Below are 16,986 nucleotides of genomic sequence, written 5' to 3' on the forward strand. Positions count from 1 at the left end.
AGTGGGCCCGGCGCGATTTGAACGCGCGACCTACCGCTTAGGAGGCGGTTGCTCTATCCACTGAGCTACGAGCCCGACGATGCTGAGGGTACCAGCCGGGGTTGCCCGGGTCGGTGCGGCCGACCCGGGCAACGGCCGAAAACGTGGCCGATCAGGCCAGGTCGAAGCGGTCCAGGTTCGCGACCTTGACCCACGCCGCGACGAAGTCGGTGACCAGCTTCTCCCTGGCGTCGTCGCTGCCGTAGACCTCGGCCTGCGCGCGCAGGATCGAGTTCGACCCGAAGATCAGGTCGGCCCGGGTGGCGGTCCACTTGACCTCGCCGGTCCGACGGTCGCGGCCCTCGAAGGTCTCGCCGTCGGAGTCGGTGGCCGACCAGGTGGTGCCGAAGTCGAGCAGGTTGACGAAGAAGTCGTTCGTCAGCACGCCCGGCGTCTCGGTGAACACGCCGTGCTTCGAGCCGGCGGTGTTCGCGCCCAGCACGCGCAGGCCGCCGACCAGCACGGTCAGCTCCGGCGCGGTCAGCGTGAGCAGCTGCGCCCGATCGACCAGCAGCGCCTCGGCCGGGCGGTGGTGGCCCTTGGCGAGGTGGTTGCGGAAGCCGTCGTGAGTGGGCTCCAGCACCGCGAACGACTCGGCGTCGGTCTGCTCCTCGGTCGCATCGGTACGACCCGGTGTGAATGGCACCTCGACGTCGAAACCGGCGTCCTTCGCGGCCTTCTCCACGGCGGCGGAGCCGGCCAGCACGATCAGGTCGGCGAGGGAGATCTTCGCGCGGCCGGAAGCGCCGCCGGCCGCGTCGAACTCGGCCTTGACGCCCTCCAGCACACCCAGCACCCGGGCGAGCTGCGCCGGGTCGTTGGCCTCCCACTGGTTCTGCGGAGCCAGCCGGATGCGGGCGCCGTTGGCGCCACCGCGCTTGTCGGTGCCACGGAACGTCGAAGCCGACGCCCACGCGGTCGCGACCAGCTCGGAGACCGACAGACCGGTGGCCAGCACGGCGGCCTTCAGCGCGGCGACATCGGCCGGGCCGACCAACTCGTGGTCGACGGCCGGAAGCGGGTCCTGCCAGATCAGGGGCTCGGACGGGACCTCCGGGCCGAGGTAGCGGGAGATCGGGCCCATGTCCCGGTGGGTCAGCTTGAACCAGGCCTTGGCGAAGGCCTTGCCGAACTCCTGCGGGTCGTCGTGGAACCGCTTCGAGATCGGCCCGTAGATCGGGTCGAACCGCAGCGCCAGGTCCGAGGTCAGCATCCTCGGCTCCTGCCGCTTCGTGGCGTCGAACGCGTGCGGCACCAGGTCGGAGCCGGCACCGTTCTTCGGACGCCACTGGTGCGCGCCGGCCGGCGACCGGGTGAGCTCCCACTCGTACGCGAAGAGGATGTGGAAGAACTCGTTGTCCCAGCGGGTCGGGTGGTAGGTCCAGGTGACCTCCAGGCCGCTGGTGATCGCGTCCGCGCCCACACCGGTGCCGAAGCTGCTCTTCCAGCCCAGGCCCTGCTGCTCGATCGGGGCTGCCTCGGGCTCGGCGCCGACGTGCTCGGCCGGGCCGGCGCCGTGGGTCTTGCCGAAGGTGTGACCGCCGGCGATCAGCGCCACGGTCTCCTCGTCGTTCATGCCCATCCGTCCGAACGTGTCACGGATGTCCCGGGCGGAGGCCAGCGGGTCCGGGTTGCCGTTCGGGCCCTCGGGGTTGACGTAGATGAGGCCCATCTGCACGGCACCGAGCGGCTTGGCCAGCTCACGGTCGCCGCTGTACCGGTTGTCGCCCAGCCAGGTGTCCTCGGAGCCCCAGTTGACGTCCTCCGGCTCCCAGACGTCCGCGCGGCCGCCGCCGAACCCGTACGTCGGGAAGCCCATGGTCTCCAGGGCCACGTTGCCGGCCAGGATCATCAGGTCGGCCCACGAGATGCTCTTGCCGTACTTCTTCTTCACCGGCCAGAGGAGCAGACGGGCCTTGTCCAGGTTGCCGTTGTCGGGCCAGCTGTTCAGCGGCGCGAAGCGCTGCTCGCCGCCGCCCGCGCCACCGCGGCCGTCGAAGGTCCGGTAGGTGCCGGCGCTGTGCCACGCCATCCGGATCATGAGTGGGCCGTAGTGGCCGAAGTCGGCCGGCCACCAGTCCTGCGACTCGGTCATCAGCGCGGCGATGTCCGCCTTCACCGCGGCGAGGTCGAGGCTCTGGAAGGCCGCGGCGTAGTCGAAGTCTCCACCCAGAGGGTTGTGCGCCGGCGGGTTGTGGTGCAGCACACTGAGATCGAGCTGGTTGGGCCACCAGTCCCGGTTGGCCCGGCCTCCGTGTGAGCCGGAGCCGCCGTGCGCGACGGGGCACTTTCCTTGAGCGGCCTGGTGCTCCAGTCGTTCCTGAGCGGCGAGTTCGTCTGCCACGAAGTCCTCCGGGTAGCGAGCGATCAGTCGAGTCGGCTCGCAGTCTGCACTGCTTTTCTGGAATGAGTCAAGAAAAGGTGGAGGAGTGGCTCAGGTTGGAGATTCCGCCGATTTTCCCCGTGAAGTTATCGTGGCTGCCGGATCGGCGACGATAGGCGAAGGAGGTAACAGAGCGTGCGCGTACTGGTGGCTGACGACGAACGGATACTTGCGGACACGGTGGCGGACGGCTTGCGCCAGTTCGCCATGGCCGTCGACGTGGTCTACGACGGTGACAGCGCGTTGGAGAGGATCAGCGTGCACCGGTACGACGTGGCGATCCTCGATCGCGACATGCCGGGCATCACCGGCGACGAGGTGTGCACCCGGGTCGTGGACTCGGGGCTGGACACCCGGCTGCTGCTGCTCACCGCGGCGGCCGGCATCCGGGACCGGGTCGAAGGGCTCGGGCTGGGCGCCGACGACTACATGACCAAGCCGTTCGCCTTCGCTGAGCTGGTGGCCCGGGTGCAGGCGCTGGCCCGGCGCTCCACGACCCGGCTGAAACCGGTGCTGGAGCAGGACGGCGTGGTTCTCGACACGATCCGCCACTTCGCGTCCCGGGACGGGCTGACCCTCACCCTGACGCCGAAGGAGTTCGCCGTCCTGCGGGTGCTGCTGCGCGCCGGGGGTCAGGTGGTCAGTGCCGAGGAGCTGCTCGAACAGGCCTGGGACGAGAACGCCGACCCGTTCACCAACTCGGTCCGCGTGACGATCATGACGTTGCGCAAGAAACTCGGCGAGCCGCCCGTCATCCACACCGTGCCGCGGGTGGGCTATCGGCTGGGGCGGTGACGGTGCTCGCGCCGAGCCGGCGGGTGCTGCTGATCATCGCGCTCGCCTTCCTCGCCGGCGTCGCCGCGCCCACGCTGCTCCAACTGCCGTACTCCTGGCTGCGCCTGGCCGGTGTGACCATCTGCGGGCCGGCCGTGGAGCGGGGCGCGCTCTGCGAGGCGATCGCCGGCCACGAGAGCTGGCAGGCGTTCCTGGTGCTGGCGGTCACCCTGGCGGCGTTGCTGCTGGTCGCGCGGTTCGGCGCCCGCTGGGCCCTCGACCCGTTCCGTCGCCTGGTCCCGGCCATCGCCAGCGTCGGCCCGCAGAATCTCGGTTACCGCATCAATGCCGGTGAGAGCCGTGAGGAGACCGCCGAGCTGTCCCGGGCGATCGACGCGATGATGGACCGCATCGTCACGGGGTACGAGGCGCAGCGGCACTTCGCCGCCAACGCGGCGCACGAGCTGCGCACCCCGCTCGCGGTGCAGCGCACGCTGATCGAGGTCGGGCTGGGCCGGGCCACCACACCGGACAAACTGGAGCTGCTGACGGCGCAGCTGCTGGCCACCAACGAGCGCAACGAACGCCTCATCGAGGGACTCCTCGTCCTCAGTGAGTGCGACCGTGGCCTTGCCGCGCGCGTGCCGGTCCGCCTCGACACGCTGGTCGGCACAGTGCTCGACGACTACGAGGCGCGGGCCGCCGAGGCCGAGGTGACGATCACCCGCCGGCTCTCCGAGCGGACCGTCCGTGGCGAGCGGGTGCTACTCGAACGCCTGGTCAACAACCTGGTGCAGAACGCCATCAAGTACAACCGGCCGGGCGGCACGATCACCGTCGAGGTCGGCCCGCGACCGGCCCTGGCCATCGCCAACACCGGCGACGACGTGCCACCGGACGCCGTGGTCGGGCTCTTCGAGCCGTTCCGCCGGCTCTCCGGCACCCGGATCGACCACAGCGGCGGCGCGGGACTCGGCCTGGCCATCGTGCGGGCGATCACCCGGGCTCACGACGGGGTCATCTCGGCACACTCCACCGGGCGGGACGGGCTGCGGCTCGAGGTCTCGTTCGGCGACTCGCCCGAGTAGTGGACACGCGGCACCCGCGTGCCGATGCCGGTCAGGATCTCGTGGGCGTTGGTGCCCGCCCAGCCAGCCCAGTCACTGACCGTCGGCTCACCGTTCGCGCCGCTTCCGAAGATCACCACCCGATCGCCGGCGACGACCGGGAGGTCACCGGCGTCGACCACCACCTGGTCCATCGCCACCCGGCCGACGATCGGGCAGCGCACCCCGGCGATCGTCACCGAGGCCCGGTCGCCGATGCTGCGCGGCACCCCGTCCGCGTAACCGGCCGGCACCAGGGCCAGCGTCGTCTCCCGCTCGGTCACGAACTCCGGGCCGTAAGACACACCGGTGCCCGGGCCGACCCGCTTGGTGAGGATGACCGTGGACTCCAGCGTCATGGCGGGACGCAGGCCGAACACGCGACCGGGAACCGGCTCGGCGCCGTAGAGGGCGATACCCGGACGTACCAGATCGAAATGGGTCTCTGGAAGTTGCAGGACGGCGGCCGAGTTGGCCAGGTGCGTCAGCGGCGCGTCGATGCCCGCGCCGTGGGCCTCGTCCCGCGCCCGGCCGAAGGCCTCCAACTGCCGCAGCAGCCCCGGGTCGCCCGGGTCCTCGGCGTGCTGCAGATGCGACCAGACGGCGCGGATCGCGAGCAGCCCGGCGTCACGGAACTTCGCGGCCGTGGCCAGCAGATCCGGCCACTCCGCCGAGGTGGCGCCGCCGCGGGACAGCCCGGTGTCCGCCTTGAGGTGCGCCGTCGCGGTCCGCCCGGTGCGCTCCGCCGCCCGGGCCAGGGTCTCCAGCGCGGCGGTCGACGAGACCGACACGTCGATGTCGGCGAGCACGGCCTCGTCCAGGATCTCGAACGGGGCGTACAGCCACATCAGGATCGGCGCGGTGATGCCGGCCGACCGCAACTCCAGGGCCTCCCGCAAGGAGGTCACGCCGAGCCAGGAGGCACCGTGGGCGAGCGCCGTCCGGGCCACCGGCACGGCGCCATGGCCGAACCCGTCGGCCTTGACCACGGCCATCACCTCCGATCCGGTCGCGGCACGGGCCAGAAGCCGGGTGTTGTGCGCGATCGCGTCGAGGTCGATCAACGCCCGGGTCATGGCCGCCGCGGTCACGATCGGCGTGCGCCCGCAGCGAGCGCGGTGGTGAACAGGCGGTCGAGCAATTCCGGGTACTCGACGCCGGCCGCCCGCCACATCTGCGGGAACTGCGACAGCTCGGTGAACCCGGGCAGGGTGTTGACCTCGTTGAGCACCGGCACGGTCTTGCCGTCGATCTCGGCCAGGAAGAAGTCGGCGCGCAGCAGTCCGGCGCAGCCGAGCGCTCTGAAGGCGCGGCGCGCGGCGTCGGACAGAAGCTCCAGGTGAGCCGGGTCGAGCTCGGCCGGGATGCGGAACTCGACCATGCCGGAAGTGTACTTCGCGTCGAAGTCGAAGAAGCCCTCCTGGGACTTCAAGTTGATCTCCAGTGCCGGCCCGACCTCGATCGAGCCGTCCGGGTTCTGCAGCACCGAGAGGTCCACCTCGCGGCCCACGACCGCCACCTCGATCAGCACCTTCGTGTCGTGCTCGCGGGCGTGCCGGACGGCGCGCGGCAGATCCGCCCAGTCGTCGACCCGGGAGACGCCGACGCTGGAGCCGCTGCACGACGGCTTCACGAAGACCGGCAGGCCCAGCCGGGTCTTGTCCTCGGCGCTGATGTCCTCGTCGTCACCCTCGCGGAGCACCACGCCGTCGGCCACCGCGATGCCCTCGGCCGCGACGATCTTCTTGGTGAACTCCTTGTCCATCGAGGCGGCGCTGGCCAGTACGCCGCTGCCGACGTACGGGACACCGGCCAGGTCGAGCAGCGCCTGGATCGTGCCGTCCTCGCCGTACGGCCCGTGCATGACCGGGAACGCGGCGTCGACCGACTTCAGGGCTTCGAGCGCGTCGGTCAGGCTGCCGATCGGCGACCGCCCGTCGTTCGGGTGGGACTCCCCGGAGACGATGGTGTCCGCGGTGTCCGGGCCGGTGTCCACGCCGACCTGCCAGCGGCCGTCCCGGGTGATGCGGATCGGCGTGACTTCGTACCGTGAGCGGTCCAGGAAACGGAACACCGATGCGGCCGAGCGGCAGGACACCTCGTGCTCCGCGCTCTGGCCTCCGAAGATCACCGCGACCCGTACCTTGGAACTCTGCATCCGGGCATTGTCCTCCACAGGGCGTCCGGTGATCGTCAGCGATGTCCTTATGTTTTCTTTATAAGGTGCATAACGGGCACCTAACGGTCACTAAGGGTGATGCCTTGATATCGGTGACCGAGCCACTGGCGAACTCGCCGATCGATACCTGTGAAATCTTCCCGTAACACGGCCGAGGTGGTGGATTCCACGCCGCAATCCCGGCGATCCTTCGTTTCTGTGGTTTGGCCGACAGAACGGACCTATCCCGTCCCGTCGTGGCTGGATGCCCTGGTAGGCGCGTTCCTGATCGGAGGCACGGGCAGGTTTTACGGGACATGACGATGGGTCTACTATTCGGCGACTGTACAAATGCGAACAATGAACGGCCGGAAAACCCTTGGGCGCAGGGGCCGTCTATGGCCTTTCCGTTACCTTCCCGAGCTTTTTTCGTCACCATCGATACCTACGCTCCGGCGGATCTACTTCGTTCGGAGGGTCAACCTCGATGCGTTCCTATATACGCAGCGTGGGTGCCGCCGGACGGTCTCTCCCGGTACCGAGCCCCGCAGGGCTCCGTGCGTTGGGTGCTGCCGTCATGGCGACCGCGCTTGGTCTCAGCCTCACCGGCCCGGTGTCCGCGGCCACCGATGTGCCGTTCATCAGCGAGATCCACTACGACAACACCGGCACCGACGCTGGCGAGGCCGTTGAGATCGAAGCCCCGGTCGGTTACGACCTGAGTGGCTGGCAGCTGTACCTGTACAACGGCAGCAACAGCAAGGTCTACACCCCGACCTACACGCTCAACGGGGTCGTCCCGGCCTCGGGCGTGGTCGTTCAGACCTACCCCGCGAACGGCATCCAGAACGGCCCTCCGGACGCCATCGCGCTGGTGAGGCCGGACGGCACGGTCGCCGAGTTCCTCAGCTACGAGGGCGTCATCACCGCCGCCGACGGCCCGGCTCTCGGGCAGGTCAGCGTCGACATCGGAGTGTCCGAGCCGGACAACACCCCGGCCGGGCAGTCGCTGCAGAAGATCGACGGCGTGTGGAAGGCCGCGGGCGCCGGTAGCTTCGGCGTGAAGAACACCGCGTCGACGCCGGAGGACCCGGACCCCCAGGAGCCGGGCGCCGGCTGCGCCGCCACCGTCACCCACACCATCGCCCAGGTTCAGGGCACCGGAACCGCCACCCCGCTGGCCGGCTCCGTGGTGACCGTCGAGGGCGTCGTGACCGCCGACCACCGCACCGGTGGTTACAACGGCATCTATGTCCAGACCGCCGGCAGCGGCGGCGACCGGCCGGTCGCCGCGGGCACCGCCTCGGACGGCGTCTTCGTCTACCTGACCGCCACCGCCGCGAACCACCCGACCGTCGCGATCGGTGACGTGGTCCGGGTGACCGGCACGGTCAGCGAGTTCAACGCGTTCACCCAGATCACCATCGGCGCGAAGACCGACGTGCAGGTCTGCTCCAGCGGAGCGACCCTGCCCGCCCCGGTCCCGTTGGCGCTCCCGCTCTCCGACGACGCCCGTGAGTCCGCCGAGGGCATGCTGGTCGCCCCGGTCGGCGCCTACACCGTGTCGGACGTCTACAACACCAACCGGTACGGCGAGGTCATCCTGGCCGCGGGCAGCACCCCGGCCCGGATCCCGACCGACATCGCCCGTCCCGGCAGCGACGCCGCGAACGCGCAGAAGGCCGCCAACAAGGCCGGCCGCATCCTGGTCGACGACGCCAGGACGACCAACCTGGCGTCGGCGGGCCTGCCGCCGACCTACATCACCAAGGACCAGCCGCTGCGGGTCGGCGACACCGTCGAGAAGTTCAGCTCCAGCGTCCTGAGCTACGGCTTCAGCGAGTGGCGTCTCCAGCCGGCCACCCCGGTCGACTCGGCCACCCCGGCGCTCTCCCGTACCACCTTCAAGGCCTCCAACCCGCGCACCGGTGCGCCGGCCGAGGTCGGCGGTGACATCAAGGTCGCCAGCTTCAACGTGCTGAACTACTTCGTCCACTTCGGTGGCGAGGCGCGCGGCGCGACGGACGAGGCGGCCAAGGAGAAGCAGGAAGCGAAGATCGTCTCGGCGATCAGCGCCCTGGACGCCGACGTGGTCGCGCTCATGGAGATCGAGAACTCGGTCCGCTTCGAGACCGTCGAGACCCAGCTGGCACTCAAGACGCTGGTCGGCGAGCTCAACGCGGTCGACGGCGCGGGCACCTGGGACTACGTCCGGTCGCCGGCCGAGCTGCCGGCACCGGCCCAGCAGGACGTGATCACCAGCGCGATCATCTACAAGCCGGCCAAGGCCACGCCGAAGGGCGCGTCGAAGTCGATCAACGACGAGACGGTCTGGGGCAACGCCCGCGAGCCGATCGCGCAGACCTTCCACTCCGGCGCCATCGACTTCACCGTGGTGGCGAACCACTTCAAGTCGAAGAGCGCATCGGTCACGCCGACCGGTGACAACGCCGACACCGGTGACGGGCAGGGCGCGTACAACGGCGACCGGAAGCGCCAGGCAGCCTCGCTGGCCACCTTCGTCGAGGGCCTCGGCACCGACAAGGTGATCCTGCTCGGCGACTTCAACGCGTACGGCCAGGAGGACCCCCTCCAGGTCCTGTACGACAAGGGATACTCCGACGCGCACGCCACGCACGCGCCGGACAAGTCCTCGTACGTCTTCGGCGGCGAGTCCGGCTCGCTGGACCACGCGCTGGTCACCGGCGAGTTCGCGAAGCGGATCACCGGCGTCGACATCTGGAACATCAACTCGGTCGAGTCGTTCGCCTTCGAGTACGACGGCTACGCGCCGTTCTACGAGAACGGCCCGTTCCGCTCCAGCGACCACGACCCGGTGGTCGTCGGTCTGGAGACCGGCCTGACCGCGCCGGTGAACCTGCAGCTGCTCAACATCAACGACTTCCACGGCCGGCTCGAGTCGCCGTCCACCGTCAACGGCCAGGCCGTCGGTGGCGCCGCTCAGCTCGTCGGACTGATCGACCAGCTGCGGGCCGCGAACCCGAACACCGCGTGGATCTCGGCCGGTGACAACATCGGCGCCTCCACGTTCATCTCGGCGATCGACAAGGACAACCCGACGATCGACGCACTGAACGCGGGCGGCCTGGCCGTCTCCGCGGTCGGCAACCACGAGTTCGACCAGGGCATCGCCGACCTGACCGGCCGAGTCACCGACCGGGCGAACTTCCCGCTGCTGGGTGCGAACGTCTACACCGAGGACGGCAAGCGCGTCCTGCAGGCCTACGACGTCCAGAACCTGGGCGGCGTGCGGGTCGGCTACATCGGTGTCGTCACCGAGCAGACCGGCTCGCTGGTCAACCCGGACGGCATCAAGGGCATCAAGTTCCGGGACCCGGTCGCCGAGGCGAACACGCTGGCCGCGCAGCTCTCCGACGGCGACGAGGCCAACGGTGAAGCCGACGTGCTGGTGCTGCTGGCCCACGAGGGCGCCCCGAGCAACAACATCACCTCGGCCGAGGCCCTCCAGGCGGACCCGGTGTTCGGGCCGTTCACCAGGGTGAGCGCCGAGATCGACGCCATCGTCAGCGGTCACACCCACCAGCCGTACGCCTTCCAGGTCCCGGTTCCCGGTGTACCCGGCAAGACCCGCCCGATCGTCCAGGCAGAGGACTACGGCGAAAAGCTCGGCAAGATCGGCCTGACCTACGACCCGGCCACCGGTGAGGTCACCGCCTCCAGCTCCGAGCTGATCACGGTCACCGGCTACCCGTCGAACACCGCGGTCGCGAACATCGTCGCGGCGGCCAAGACGAACGCCACCGAGCTGGGCAAGGCCGAGCTGGGCAAGATCTCCGGGGACATCCTCCGGGCGTACACCAGCACCGGCGCCGAGAACCGTGGCGCCGAGTCGGTGCTCGGCAACTTCATCGCCGACGCGCAGCTGGACCAGACCAAGGACGCCGGCCGTGGTGGCGCGCAGATCGCCTTCATGAACCCGGGTGGTCTGCGGGCCGACCTGAAGTACGGCACCGACGGCACGGTCACCTACTCGCAGGCCTTCGCGGTGCAGCCGTTCTCCAACGACGTGGTGACCCGGACCCTCAAGGGCTCGGCGATCAAGGCGGCGCTGGAGGAGCAGTGGCAGCCGGCCGGTGCGGCCCGTCCGTACCTGCACCTCGGTGTCTCGAAGGGCTTCACCTACTCCTTCGACGCGAGCCAGCCGCAGGGCAAGCGGATCATCGCCTCGTCGATCAAGCTGAACGGGGTCACCATCGACCCGGACGGCGAGTACCGCGTGACCACGAACTCGTTCCTCGCGGGCGGCGGCGACAACTTCCCGTCGCTGGTCAGCAAGGAAGGTGTGGTCACCACCGGTGACAACGACCTGACCATGCTGGTCAACTACTTCGCGCAGAACACCCCGATCACCGCGGACACCAAGTTCCGCGCCACCCCGGGTGTCCTGGACGCCACCGCCCCGACCGGCGCCTACGCCCTCGGCACGACGGCGATCTGGGCCGGCCAGACGGTGACGCTGACCGAGACCGCGCTCGACGACGACGTCAGCGACAACGCGAAGATCACGCGGTCGGTCGACTGGGGCGACGGCACCGCCGCCGTGACCCTGCCGGCCGGCGCCACCACCGCGACGCACGCCTACGCCGCGGCGGGCAGCTACCAGGTCAAGGTGACGCTGACCGACGAAGCCGGCAACAGCGGGCCGGCGACCCTGGCGGCGTCCACCGTCACGGTCACGGCACAGACCGGCTCGTTCAGCCTGGACAAGAAGTCGATCTGGGCCTCGCAGGCGGTCACCCTGACCGTGAACGGCGTCTCCGGCGCGACCGAGCTCGCGATCGCCTGGGGCGACGGGACCACGACCAGAACCTCCCCGAACAACGGCAAGGTGTCGCACGCGTACACCAAGGCGGGCCGGTTCACCGTGACGGTCACCCCGGCGAACGCCGCGGGTACGGGCAAGGTGTTCCCGGTCGGCGTCGTCGACGTCGCGAAGGACGTCTACAAGCCCACCGTGCGGGTCAACACGCCGTGGTTCAAGGAGTTCCGCTCCACCTGGAAGAGCGTCAGCGGCACGGTCTCCGACAAGGGCGTCGGCGCCGCGTCGGTGAAGGTGAAGCTGATCCAGGAGCGTTCCGGCAAGTGGTACTACTACTCCGCCGGGAAGTGGACGAAGGCCACGTCGAAGCAGGCCGCGTCGGCCAAGGCGGCGGTGCTGGTCGTCACCCCGGATGCCAACGGCAACTGGCGGACGCCGATCAGTGGCGTCGACCGCGGCACGCTGCAGATCAGCTACTGGGCCGTTGACAAGGCGGGCAACAGCTCGGCGGCCGCCTTCTACACGGTTCGGATCACCAGGTAACAGCACGTAGTCGAGGCCCCCGTCGAAAGGCGGGGGCCTCTTCGTCTTCCAGCGGCTGGATAACGCTTTCGCCACGCTCACGGCCGGAACCCGCGCGCCGGCCGTATCACCTGCCGTAACCGGTATCTCGATCACCGGCTGGAGGTGGGTGCGGGATGAGTGCTCAGGCGGTTCGATCCTCATGGATCGTTCTTCTCGCCGGACTGGCAGCTCTCGTCGTCGGCATCGGACTCTCGCTCGGTGGCAGCGAGAGCTGTGGCGCCACCGCGATGCGCGCGGGCAGCAAATGCATCACCTACGGTGACGGGATCGCCCGTACGGTCGAAGCGGCCGACGTCGAGGGGTCTCCGGCCGCGCCGCTCACTCTGGGTCTCGGTGGTCTGCTGGCCGCCGCCGGGGTCTGGCTCGTCTTCTTCACCGACCGCTCGGCGCGCCCGGCCACCGGCGTGGGTGACCGGATCGAGCTGGCGCGGCGGCACGGCTGGCGGTTCCTCGACGTCGACCGGGAGTTGCTCGCCGACTGGGCGGACAATCCCGACTTCGGCGCCGACCAGCCGGCGTACGCGGTGCTGCGCGGCTCCTATGGGGAGCTCGAGTTCGTGGTCTTCGACTTCCGGCGGCCGGGGTCCGGGCAGGCCGGCACGGCATGGATCGTCTACCTGCCGTACCCGTCACGGACCTTCGTCGAGTGGGCGACGACCCAGCAGCCGCTCTACCGCCGCCCGCTGCACAAGGTCGGCGTCCGTGCCGACGCGATCGTCGATATCGGCCGCGAGCAGCACCGGTCCACCGAGCCGGACGCCGTTCTGCGACAGGTGCGGGCCCTGGCGGAGATCGTCCAGCGCTTCGAGGCGCAGGCCGCGGCCAGCTCCTGAGCGGTCAGGGCTGGCGGTGAGCGGTGTCGGCGCGCTGACGGCGCAGCCGGTAGACCGCTGCCGAGAGGGTGATGACCGCCCAGGTCGCGACGATCGAGGTGGCGATCCACCAGCCGACCACGCCGAGCACGACGGCGGCCACGGTGATCACGGCGGCGAGGATGAACAGTGGTAGCGGAGGGCGAGTGCTCGGTGACACGCTGAAGTTGCCGCCGCCCATGCGGGCGCAGAAATCAGGGTCGTCGCGTCGAAGTTGACGTTCGAGCTGAGCCAGTCGCCGGGTGTCCTCTTTGCTGAGCATGTCCGCTACCTTCCGGTCTGCCGCGCCGGTGAAGCATGGATCGAGATGGGGCGATCCCGATCAGAGGCCCATTGTTACCTGTGAGTTGCCACTGTGATACGTCTTCGTGTGCCGAATTTTCGGTCCGTTCCGTTCCGGACACCAAGACCTGTGGAAATCCCCTGACTTCGGGTACAACGGACGGGTTGATCAGCGGTAGCGGCCGAACAGCCCGGGCACCGTTCCGAGGGGTGGAGTCCCGGTCGCCGGAGACCGGATCCGTCAGCGCTCACGTCGGCAGTAACGATGTCGCGCACCCATGGCTCCCGCGGGTTCCCCGGACATCGACCGGTCCTCAGTGCCGCCTCGCTGTAGTTGAGGCAGCACTGAGAGTCAGCCGAATCTCAGAGGGCGCGGCGTTTCGCGGCGGCCGCGGCCAGCCGCTCCAGGACGCTGACCGTCGTGTCCCAGCCCATGCAGGCGTCCGTGACCGACTGGCCGTACGTCAGCTCGCCACCCAGGTCCTGCCGGCCCGGCTCGAGGAAACTCTCCAGCATGACGCCGCTGATCGCGCGGTTGCCGGCCTCCATCTGCTGCGCGATGTCCTCGGCCACTACCGGCTGCCGCCTGTGGTCCTTGTTGCTGTTGCCGTGCGAGCAGTCGATCACCAGTCGCTCCGGCAGGCCGGCCTTGCGCAGCAGCGCGATCGAGGCCTCCACATCCGAGGCGCTGTAGTTCGGCTTGCCCCCGCCGCCGCGCAGCACCAGGTGACAGTCCGGGTTACCGGTGGTGTGCAGGATCGCCGGGGTGCCCGAGTAGTCGATGCCGGGGAAGACGTGCGTCGCCTCGGCCGCCTGGATCGCGTCGACCGCCGTCGACACGCTGCCGTCGGGGCGGTTCTTCATGCCGATCGGCATCGACAGGCCGGACGACAGCTGACGATGCACCTGCGACTCGACGGTCCGGGCGCCGATCGCACCCCAGGCCACCGTGTCGGCGATGTACTGCGGGGTGATCGGGTCGAGGAACTCCACCGCCACCGGCAGGCCCCGCGCGACGACCTCGAGCAGCAGCTTGCGGGCGATCCGCAGACCCGCACCGACGTCACCCGAGCCGTCCAGCGCCGGGTCCATGATCAGGCCCTTCCAGCCGACCGTGGAACGCGGCTTCTCGAAGTACACCCGCATCACGATCAGCAGGTCCTCACTGAGCCGCTCGGCCTCCAGCTTGAGCCGGTCCGCGTACTCGCCGGCGGCCTTCGGATCGTGCACCGAACACGGGCCGACGACCACGATCAGGCGCTGATCTCGGCCATTGAGCACATCTTCGACCTGCTTACGGCCGGCCAGCACGGTGTCGTGCAACTCGGCGGTCAGCGGCAGCTCGTGATGCAGCAGTGCCGGGCTCATCAGCGGGACGACCTTCTCGATCCGCTGGTCACGGACGCGCTGCACCTCTGGGGCGGTCATGGTGATCTCTCTCCTTCGACCGGCCCTGGGTCAGAGCCGGTTTGCTCGGGGCAAACAAAAAGGCAGCGACATCGTCGCTGCCTCAGCCGGCTCTGGCGGGTGTCTCAGGTCATGCGGTCATGGCCGAGGCACCGGCTTGAGCCGGCCTCGTAAACCAATAGAACGACCACGTGCGAGACATGCCCGCCAGCATAGCCACCTCAGCCCACCGAATGCAGCATCTGGGGCCGCTGTTCAGCTGTTGGGACGACAGGTGGTGGCCCGAGCGGGAGCATCACGGTGAACACGGTCTGGCCGGGACGACTCTGCACACCGACCTTGCCCCGGTGCGAGGTGACCACGGCGTGCACGATCGACAGGCCCAGACCGGTGCTGCCCGCGGCCCGCGAACGGGAGCTGTCACCACGGGCGAACCGCTCGAAGATCCGCGGCACCACGTCCGGCTGGATGCCCGGACCGTTGTCGATGACCTGGATCACGGCGGCGTTCGGCACGGCGCCGACCTTGACCGTCACGGTCGAGCCCTCGGGCGTGTGGGTACGCGCGTTGGCCAGCAGGTTCGCCACCACCTGATGCAGGCGGGCACCGTCGCCGATCACGGTCACCGGCTCGTCCGGCAGGTCCAGCTGCCAGTAGTGGGACGGCCCGGCCGCGTGCGCGTCGCTCGTCGCGTCGACGGCCAGCATGGTCAGGTCGACCGGGTCCTGGGCGAGAGGGCGGCCGGCGTCCAGACGGGCCAGCAGCAGCAGATCCTCGACCAGGGCGGTCATCCTCTTCGCCTCCGACTCGACCCGGTTCAGAACGTGCGCGATCTCGTCCGGGACGACCTGGCGGCTGCGGCGGCTCAACTCGGCGTAACCGCGGATCGCCGCCAGCGGGGTGCGAAGCTCGTGGCTGGCGTCCGCGACGAACTGGCGGACCTGCATCTCCGACGCGTGCCGCGCCTCCAGGGCGTTGCCGACGTGGTCGAGCATCCGGTTCAGGGCGGCGCCGACCTGGCCCACCTCGGTGCGCGGGTCGGTGTCGGCCTCCGGCACCCGCTGCGCGAGCTGTACCTCACCCCGGTCCAGCTTCAGCTCCGACACACGAGTCGCGGTGGCCGCGACACGGTCCAACGGCTTGAGCGTACGCCGCACGATGAGCGCCCCACCCCAGCCCGCGATCAGCAGCGACCCGGCGATGACGCACCCGGTGAACGCCGCGACGGTGAGCAGCGTGGTGTTGACCTGATCCAGCGAGATCCCGATGTAGTAGACGCTGCCGTCACCCTTGACGACCCTGGTCATCCGGTACTGCGGCAGGCTGCCGCCGAGGTTCACATCGACCTTGGCGCCGCTGTCGGGCACGTCCTCCAGGACGGCGTCCCTGGCCTCGTCATCGAGCTGAACGATCTGGTCCGGTGTCGCCGAGTTCGAGATGTCGACCCTGCCGCCCTCGAGCGTGTTCCCGGAGAGCATTTCCAGAACGATGGAGTCGTCCGGGATACCGCCGAAATTGTCGTTGCCGTTGGGCGACGGGGTGTCGCCCTTCGTCGAGTTCGACGGCTTGAACTTGCCCGGGGCGGCCGGAATCCGATCCGCTTGGCGAGGTCGTCGAGCTCGGTGTCGATCTGCTTGTGCAACGAGGTGTAGAGGTAGAGCTCGGCAGTGCCGCCGACGACCAGGCCCAGCACCGTGAGAAGACTGATCATGATGGCGACGATCCGGGTGCGCAGCGGCCAGCTCGCGGGATCACGCCAGCGAGCGGGACGGGGGGCTCGGGTCGAGGCGGCGGGGGCCATGGTCAGTCGGCCGGCTTCAGGACGTAGCCGGCGCCGCGCATGGTGTGGATCATCGGCGCGCGCCCGGCGTCGATCTTCTTGCGCAGGTAGGAGATGTACAGCTCGACCACGTTCGCCTGCCCTCCGAAGTCGTAGTTCCAGACCCGGTCGAGGATCTGCGGCTTGCTCAGCACCCGACGAGGGTTACGCATGAGGTAGCGCAGAAGCTCGAACTCGGTGGCGGTCAGCGTGATCAGGTCACCGCCGCGGCGCACCTCGTGCGAGTCCTCGTCCAGTGTGAGGTCGCCGACGACGAGTTGCGACTCCGTGCGCATCGGGGCGTGCCCCATCCGCCGCATCAGACCGCGCAGCCGGGCCACCACCTCTTCGAGGCTGAACGGCTTGGTCACGTAGTCGTCGCCGCCCGCGGTGAGGCCGGTGATCCGGTCCTCGACGGAGTCCTTGGCGGTGAGGAAGAGCACCGGCACCTCCGGGGACTCGCCACGAAGCCGGCGCAGCACCTCGAGACCGTCGATGTCGGGGAGCATCATGTCGAGGACGACGGCGTCCGGGCGGAAGTCGCGGGCGGTACGGACGGCGGTCATGCCGTCGCCGGCGCTCCTCACATCCCAGCCCTCGTAGCGGAGCGCCATCGAGAGCAGCTCGGCCAGGGTCGGTTCGTCATCGACCACGAGCACCCGGACCGGGGTCCCGTCGGGCCGGCGGAGCTCGGTGCTGGATTCTGCGTTCGCCATCGTCATGCCCCTACTGTGGTGCCTGACGCTCAGCGCCGGCTTTC

At 69.3% G+C, this 16,986-nt stretch carries 10 protein-coding genes, 1 tRNA gene and 1 pseudogene; 4 read left to right on the forward strand and 8 right to left on the reverse strand.

Annotation, left to right across the window (positions count from 1 at the left end; genetic code table 11):
• Nucleotides 1-2 precede the first annotated feature (2 nt).
• Together ACQPZW_RS02465 and katG are read right to left on the reverse strand one after the other, a co-directional pair.
• Nucleotides 3-75: transfer RNA gene (locus ACQPZW_RS02465), tRNA-Arg, on the reverse strand.
• Nucleotides 76-151: 76 nt separating this feature from the next.
• Nucleotides 152-2,383 (reverse strand): catalase/peroxidase HPI, encoded by a 2,232-nt coding sequence (gene katG / locus ACQPZW_RS02470; RefSeq protein WP_433793219.1) that lies wholly within the window; start codon nt 2,381-2,383, stop codon nt 152-154.
• A gap of 174 nt (nt 2,384-2,557) precedes the next feature.
• Here katG and ACQPZW_RS02475 point away from each other — a divergent pair, with 174 nt between their 5' ends.
• Entirely contained in the window at nt 2,558-3,217 is a 660-nt protein-coding gene (locus ACQPZW_RS02475) for a response regulator transcription factor (protein WP_433793220.1), read from the forward strand.
• Entirely contained in the window at nt 3,214-4,284 is a 1,071-nt protein-coding gene (locus ACQPZW_RS02480) for a sensor histidine kinase (RefSeq protein ID WP_433793221.1), read from the forward strand. The genes ACQPZW_RS02475 and ACQPZW_RS02480 overlap by 4 nt, the downstream gene beginning before the upstream one ends.
• On the opposite strand, the gene alr is transcribed toward ACQPZW_RS02480, so the two are convergent.
• Entirely contained in the window at nt 4,203-5,378 is a 1,176-nt protein-coding gene (gene alr, locus ACQPZW_RS02485; RefSeq protein ID WP_433793222.1) for an alanine racemase, read from the reverse strand. The genes ACQPZW_RS02480 and alr overlap by 82 nt on opposite strands.
• 11 nt (nt 5,379-5,389) lie before the next feature.
• Entirely contained in the window at nt 5,390-6,460 is a 1,071-nt protein-coding gene (locus ACQPZW_RS02490; protein ID WP_433793223.1) for a D-alanine--D-alanine ligase family protein, read from the reverse strand.
• 577 nt (nt 6,461-7,037) lie between these two features.
• Between ACQPZW_RS02490 and ACQPZW_RS02495 the strand changes: the two genes are divergently transcribed.
• Both ACQPZW_RS02495 and ACQPZW_RS02500 read left to right on the forward strand, forming a co-directional pair.
• Nucleotides 7,038-11,804 carry an ExeM/NucH family extracellular endonuclease gene (locus tag ACQPZW_RS02495; protein ID WP_433793224.1) on the forward strand — a complete coding sequence of 1,589 codons (4,767 nt, stop codon included), beginning with the start codon at nt 7,038-7,040 and terminating at the stop codon, nt 11,802-11,804.
• 155 nt (nt 11,805-11,959) lie between these two features.
• Nucleotides 11,960-12,679, forward strand: a complete 720-nt coding sequence (locus ACQPZW_RS02500) for a hypothetical protein (protein WP_433793225.1) — start codon at nt 11,960-11,962, stop codon at nt 12,677-12,679.
• 4 nt (nt 12,680-12,683) lie between these two features.
• On the opposite strand, the gene ACQPZW_RS02505 is transcribed toward ACQPZW_RS02500, so the two are convergent.
• The 4 genes and pseudogenes from ACQPZW_RS02505 to ACQPZW_RS02520 all read right to left on the reverse strand — a co-directional run bounded on the left by ACQPZW_RS02505 (nt 12,684) and on the right by ACQPZW_RS02520 (nt 16,948).
• Nucleotides 12,684-12,980, reverse strand: a complete 297-nt coding sequence (locus tag ACQPZW_RS02505; RefSeq protein WP_433793226.1) for a DUF3040 domain-containing protein — start codon at nt 12,978-12,980, stop codon at nt 12,684-12,686.
• Nucleotides 12,981-13,363: 383 nt separating this feature from the next.
• Nucleotides 13,364-14,428, reverse strand: coding sequence for a 3-deoxy-7-phosphoheptulonate synthase (locus ACQPZW_RS02510; RefSeq protein ID WP_433793227.1), 1,065 nt, complete (start codon nt 14,426-14,428; stop codon nt 13,364-13,366).
• Between the two features lie 203 nt (nt 14,429-14,631).
• A pseudogene (locus tag ACQPZW_RS02515) lies at nt 14,632-16,149 on the reverse strand (hypothetical protein); the annotation flags it as partial.
• 61 nt (nt 16,150-16,210) lie between these two features.
• The gene (locus ACQPZW_RS02520) at nt 16,211-16,948 is read right to left on the reverse strand and encodes a response regulator transcription factor (protein WP_433793228.1); all 738 of its coding nucleotides are present in this window, start codon (nt 16,946-16,948) and stop codon (nt 16,211-16,213) included.
• Nucleotides 16,949-16,986: the final 38 nt, after the last annotated feature.

The organism is Actinoplanes sp. CA-252034, from assembly GCF_050956125.1.
In the GTDB taxonomy this organism is placed as follows: domain Bacteria; phylum Actinomycetota; class Actinomycetes; order Mycobacteriales; family Micromonosporaceae; genus Actinoplanes.

Excerpts from the sequence above, each read along its gene's own strand:
- alr (WP_433793222.1), bottom strand. The coding sequence starts at position 5,378 with ATGACCCGGGCGTTGATCGACCTCGACGCGATCGCGCACAACACCCGG.
- ACQPZW_RS02490 (WP_433793223.1), bottom strand. The coding sequence starts at position 6,460 with ATGCAGAGTTCCAAGGTACGGGTCGCGGTGATCTTCGGAGGCCAGAGC.
- ACQPZW_RS02495 (WP_433793224.1), top strand. The coding sequence starts at position 7,038 with ATGGCGACCGCGCTTGGTCTCAGCCTCACCGGCCCGGTGTCCGCGGCC.
- ACQPZW_RS02500 (WP_433793225.1), top strand. The coding sequence starts at position 11,960 with ATGAGTGCTCAGGCGGTTCGATCCTCATGGATCGTTCTTCTCGCCGGA.
- ACQPZW_RS02505 (WP_433793226.1), bottom strand. The coding sequence starts at position 12,980 with ATGCTCAGCAAAGAGGACACCCGGCGACTGGCTCAGCTCGAACGTCAA.
- ACQPZW_RS02510 (WP_433793227.1), bottom strand. The coding sequence starts at position 14,428 with ATGACCGCCCCAGAGGTGCAGCGCGTCCGTGACCAGCGGATCGAGAAG.
- ACQPZW_RS02520 (WP_433793228.1), bottom strand. The coding sequence starts at position 16,948 with ATGACGATGGCGAACGCAGAATCCAGCACCGAGCTCCGCCGGCCCGAC.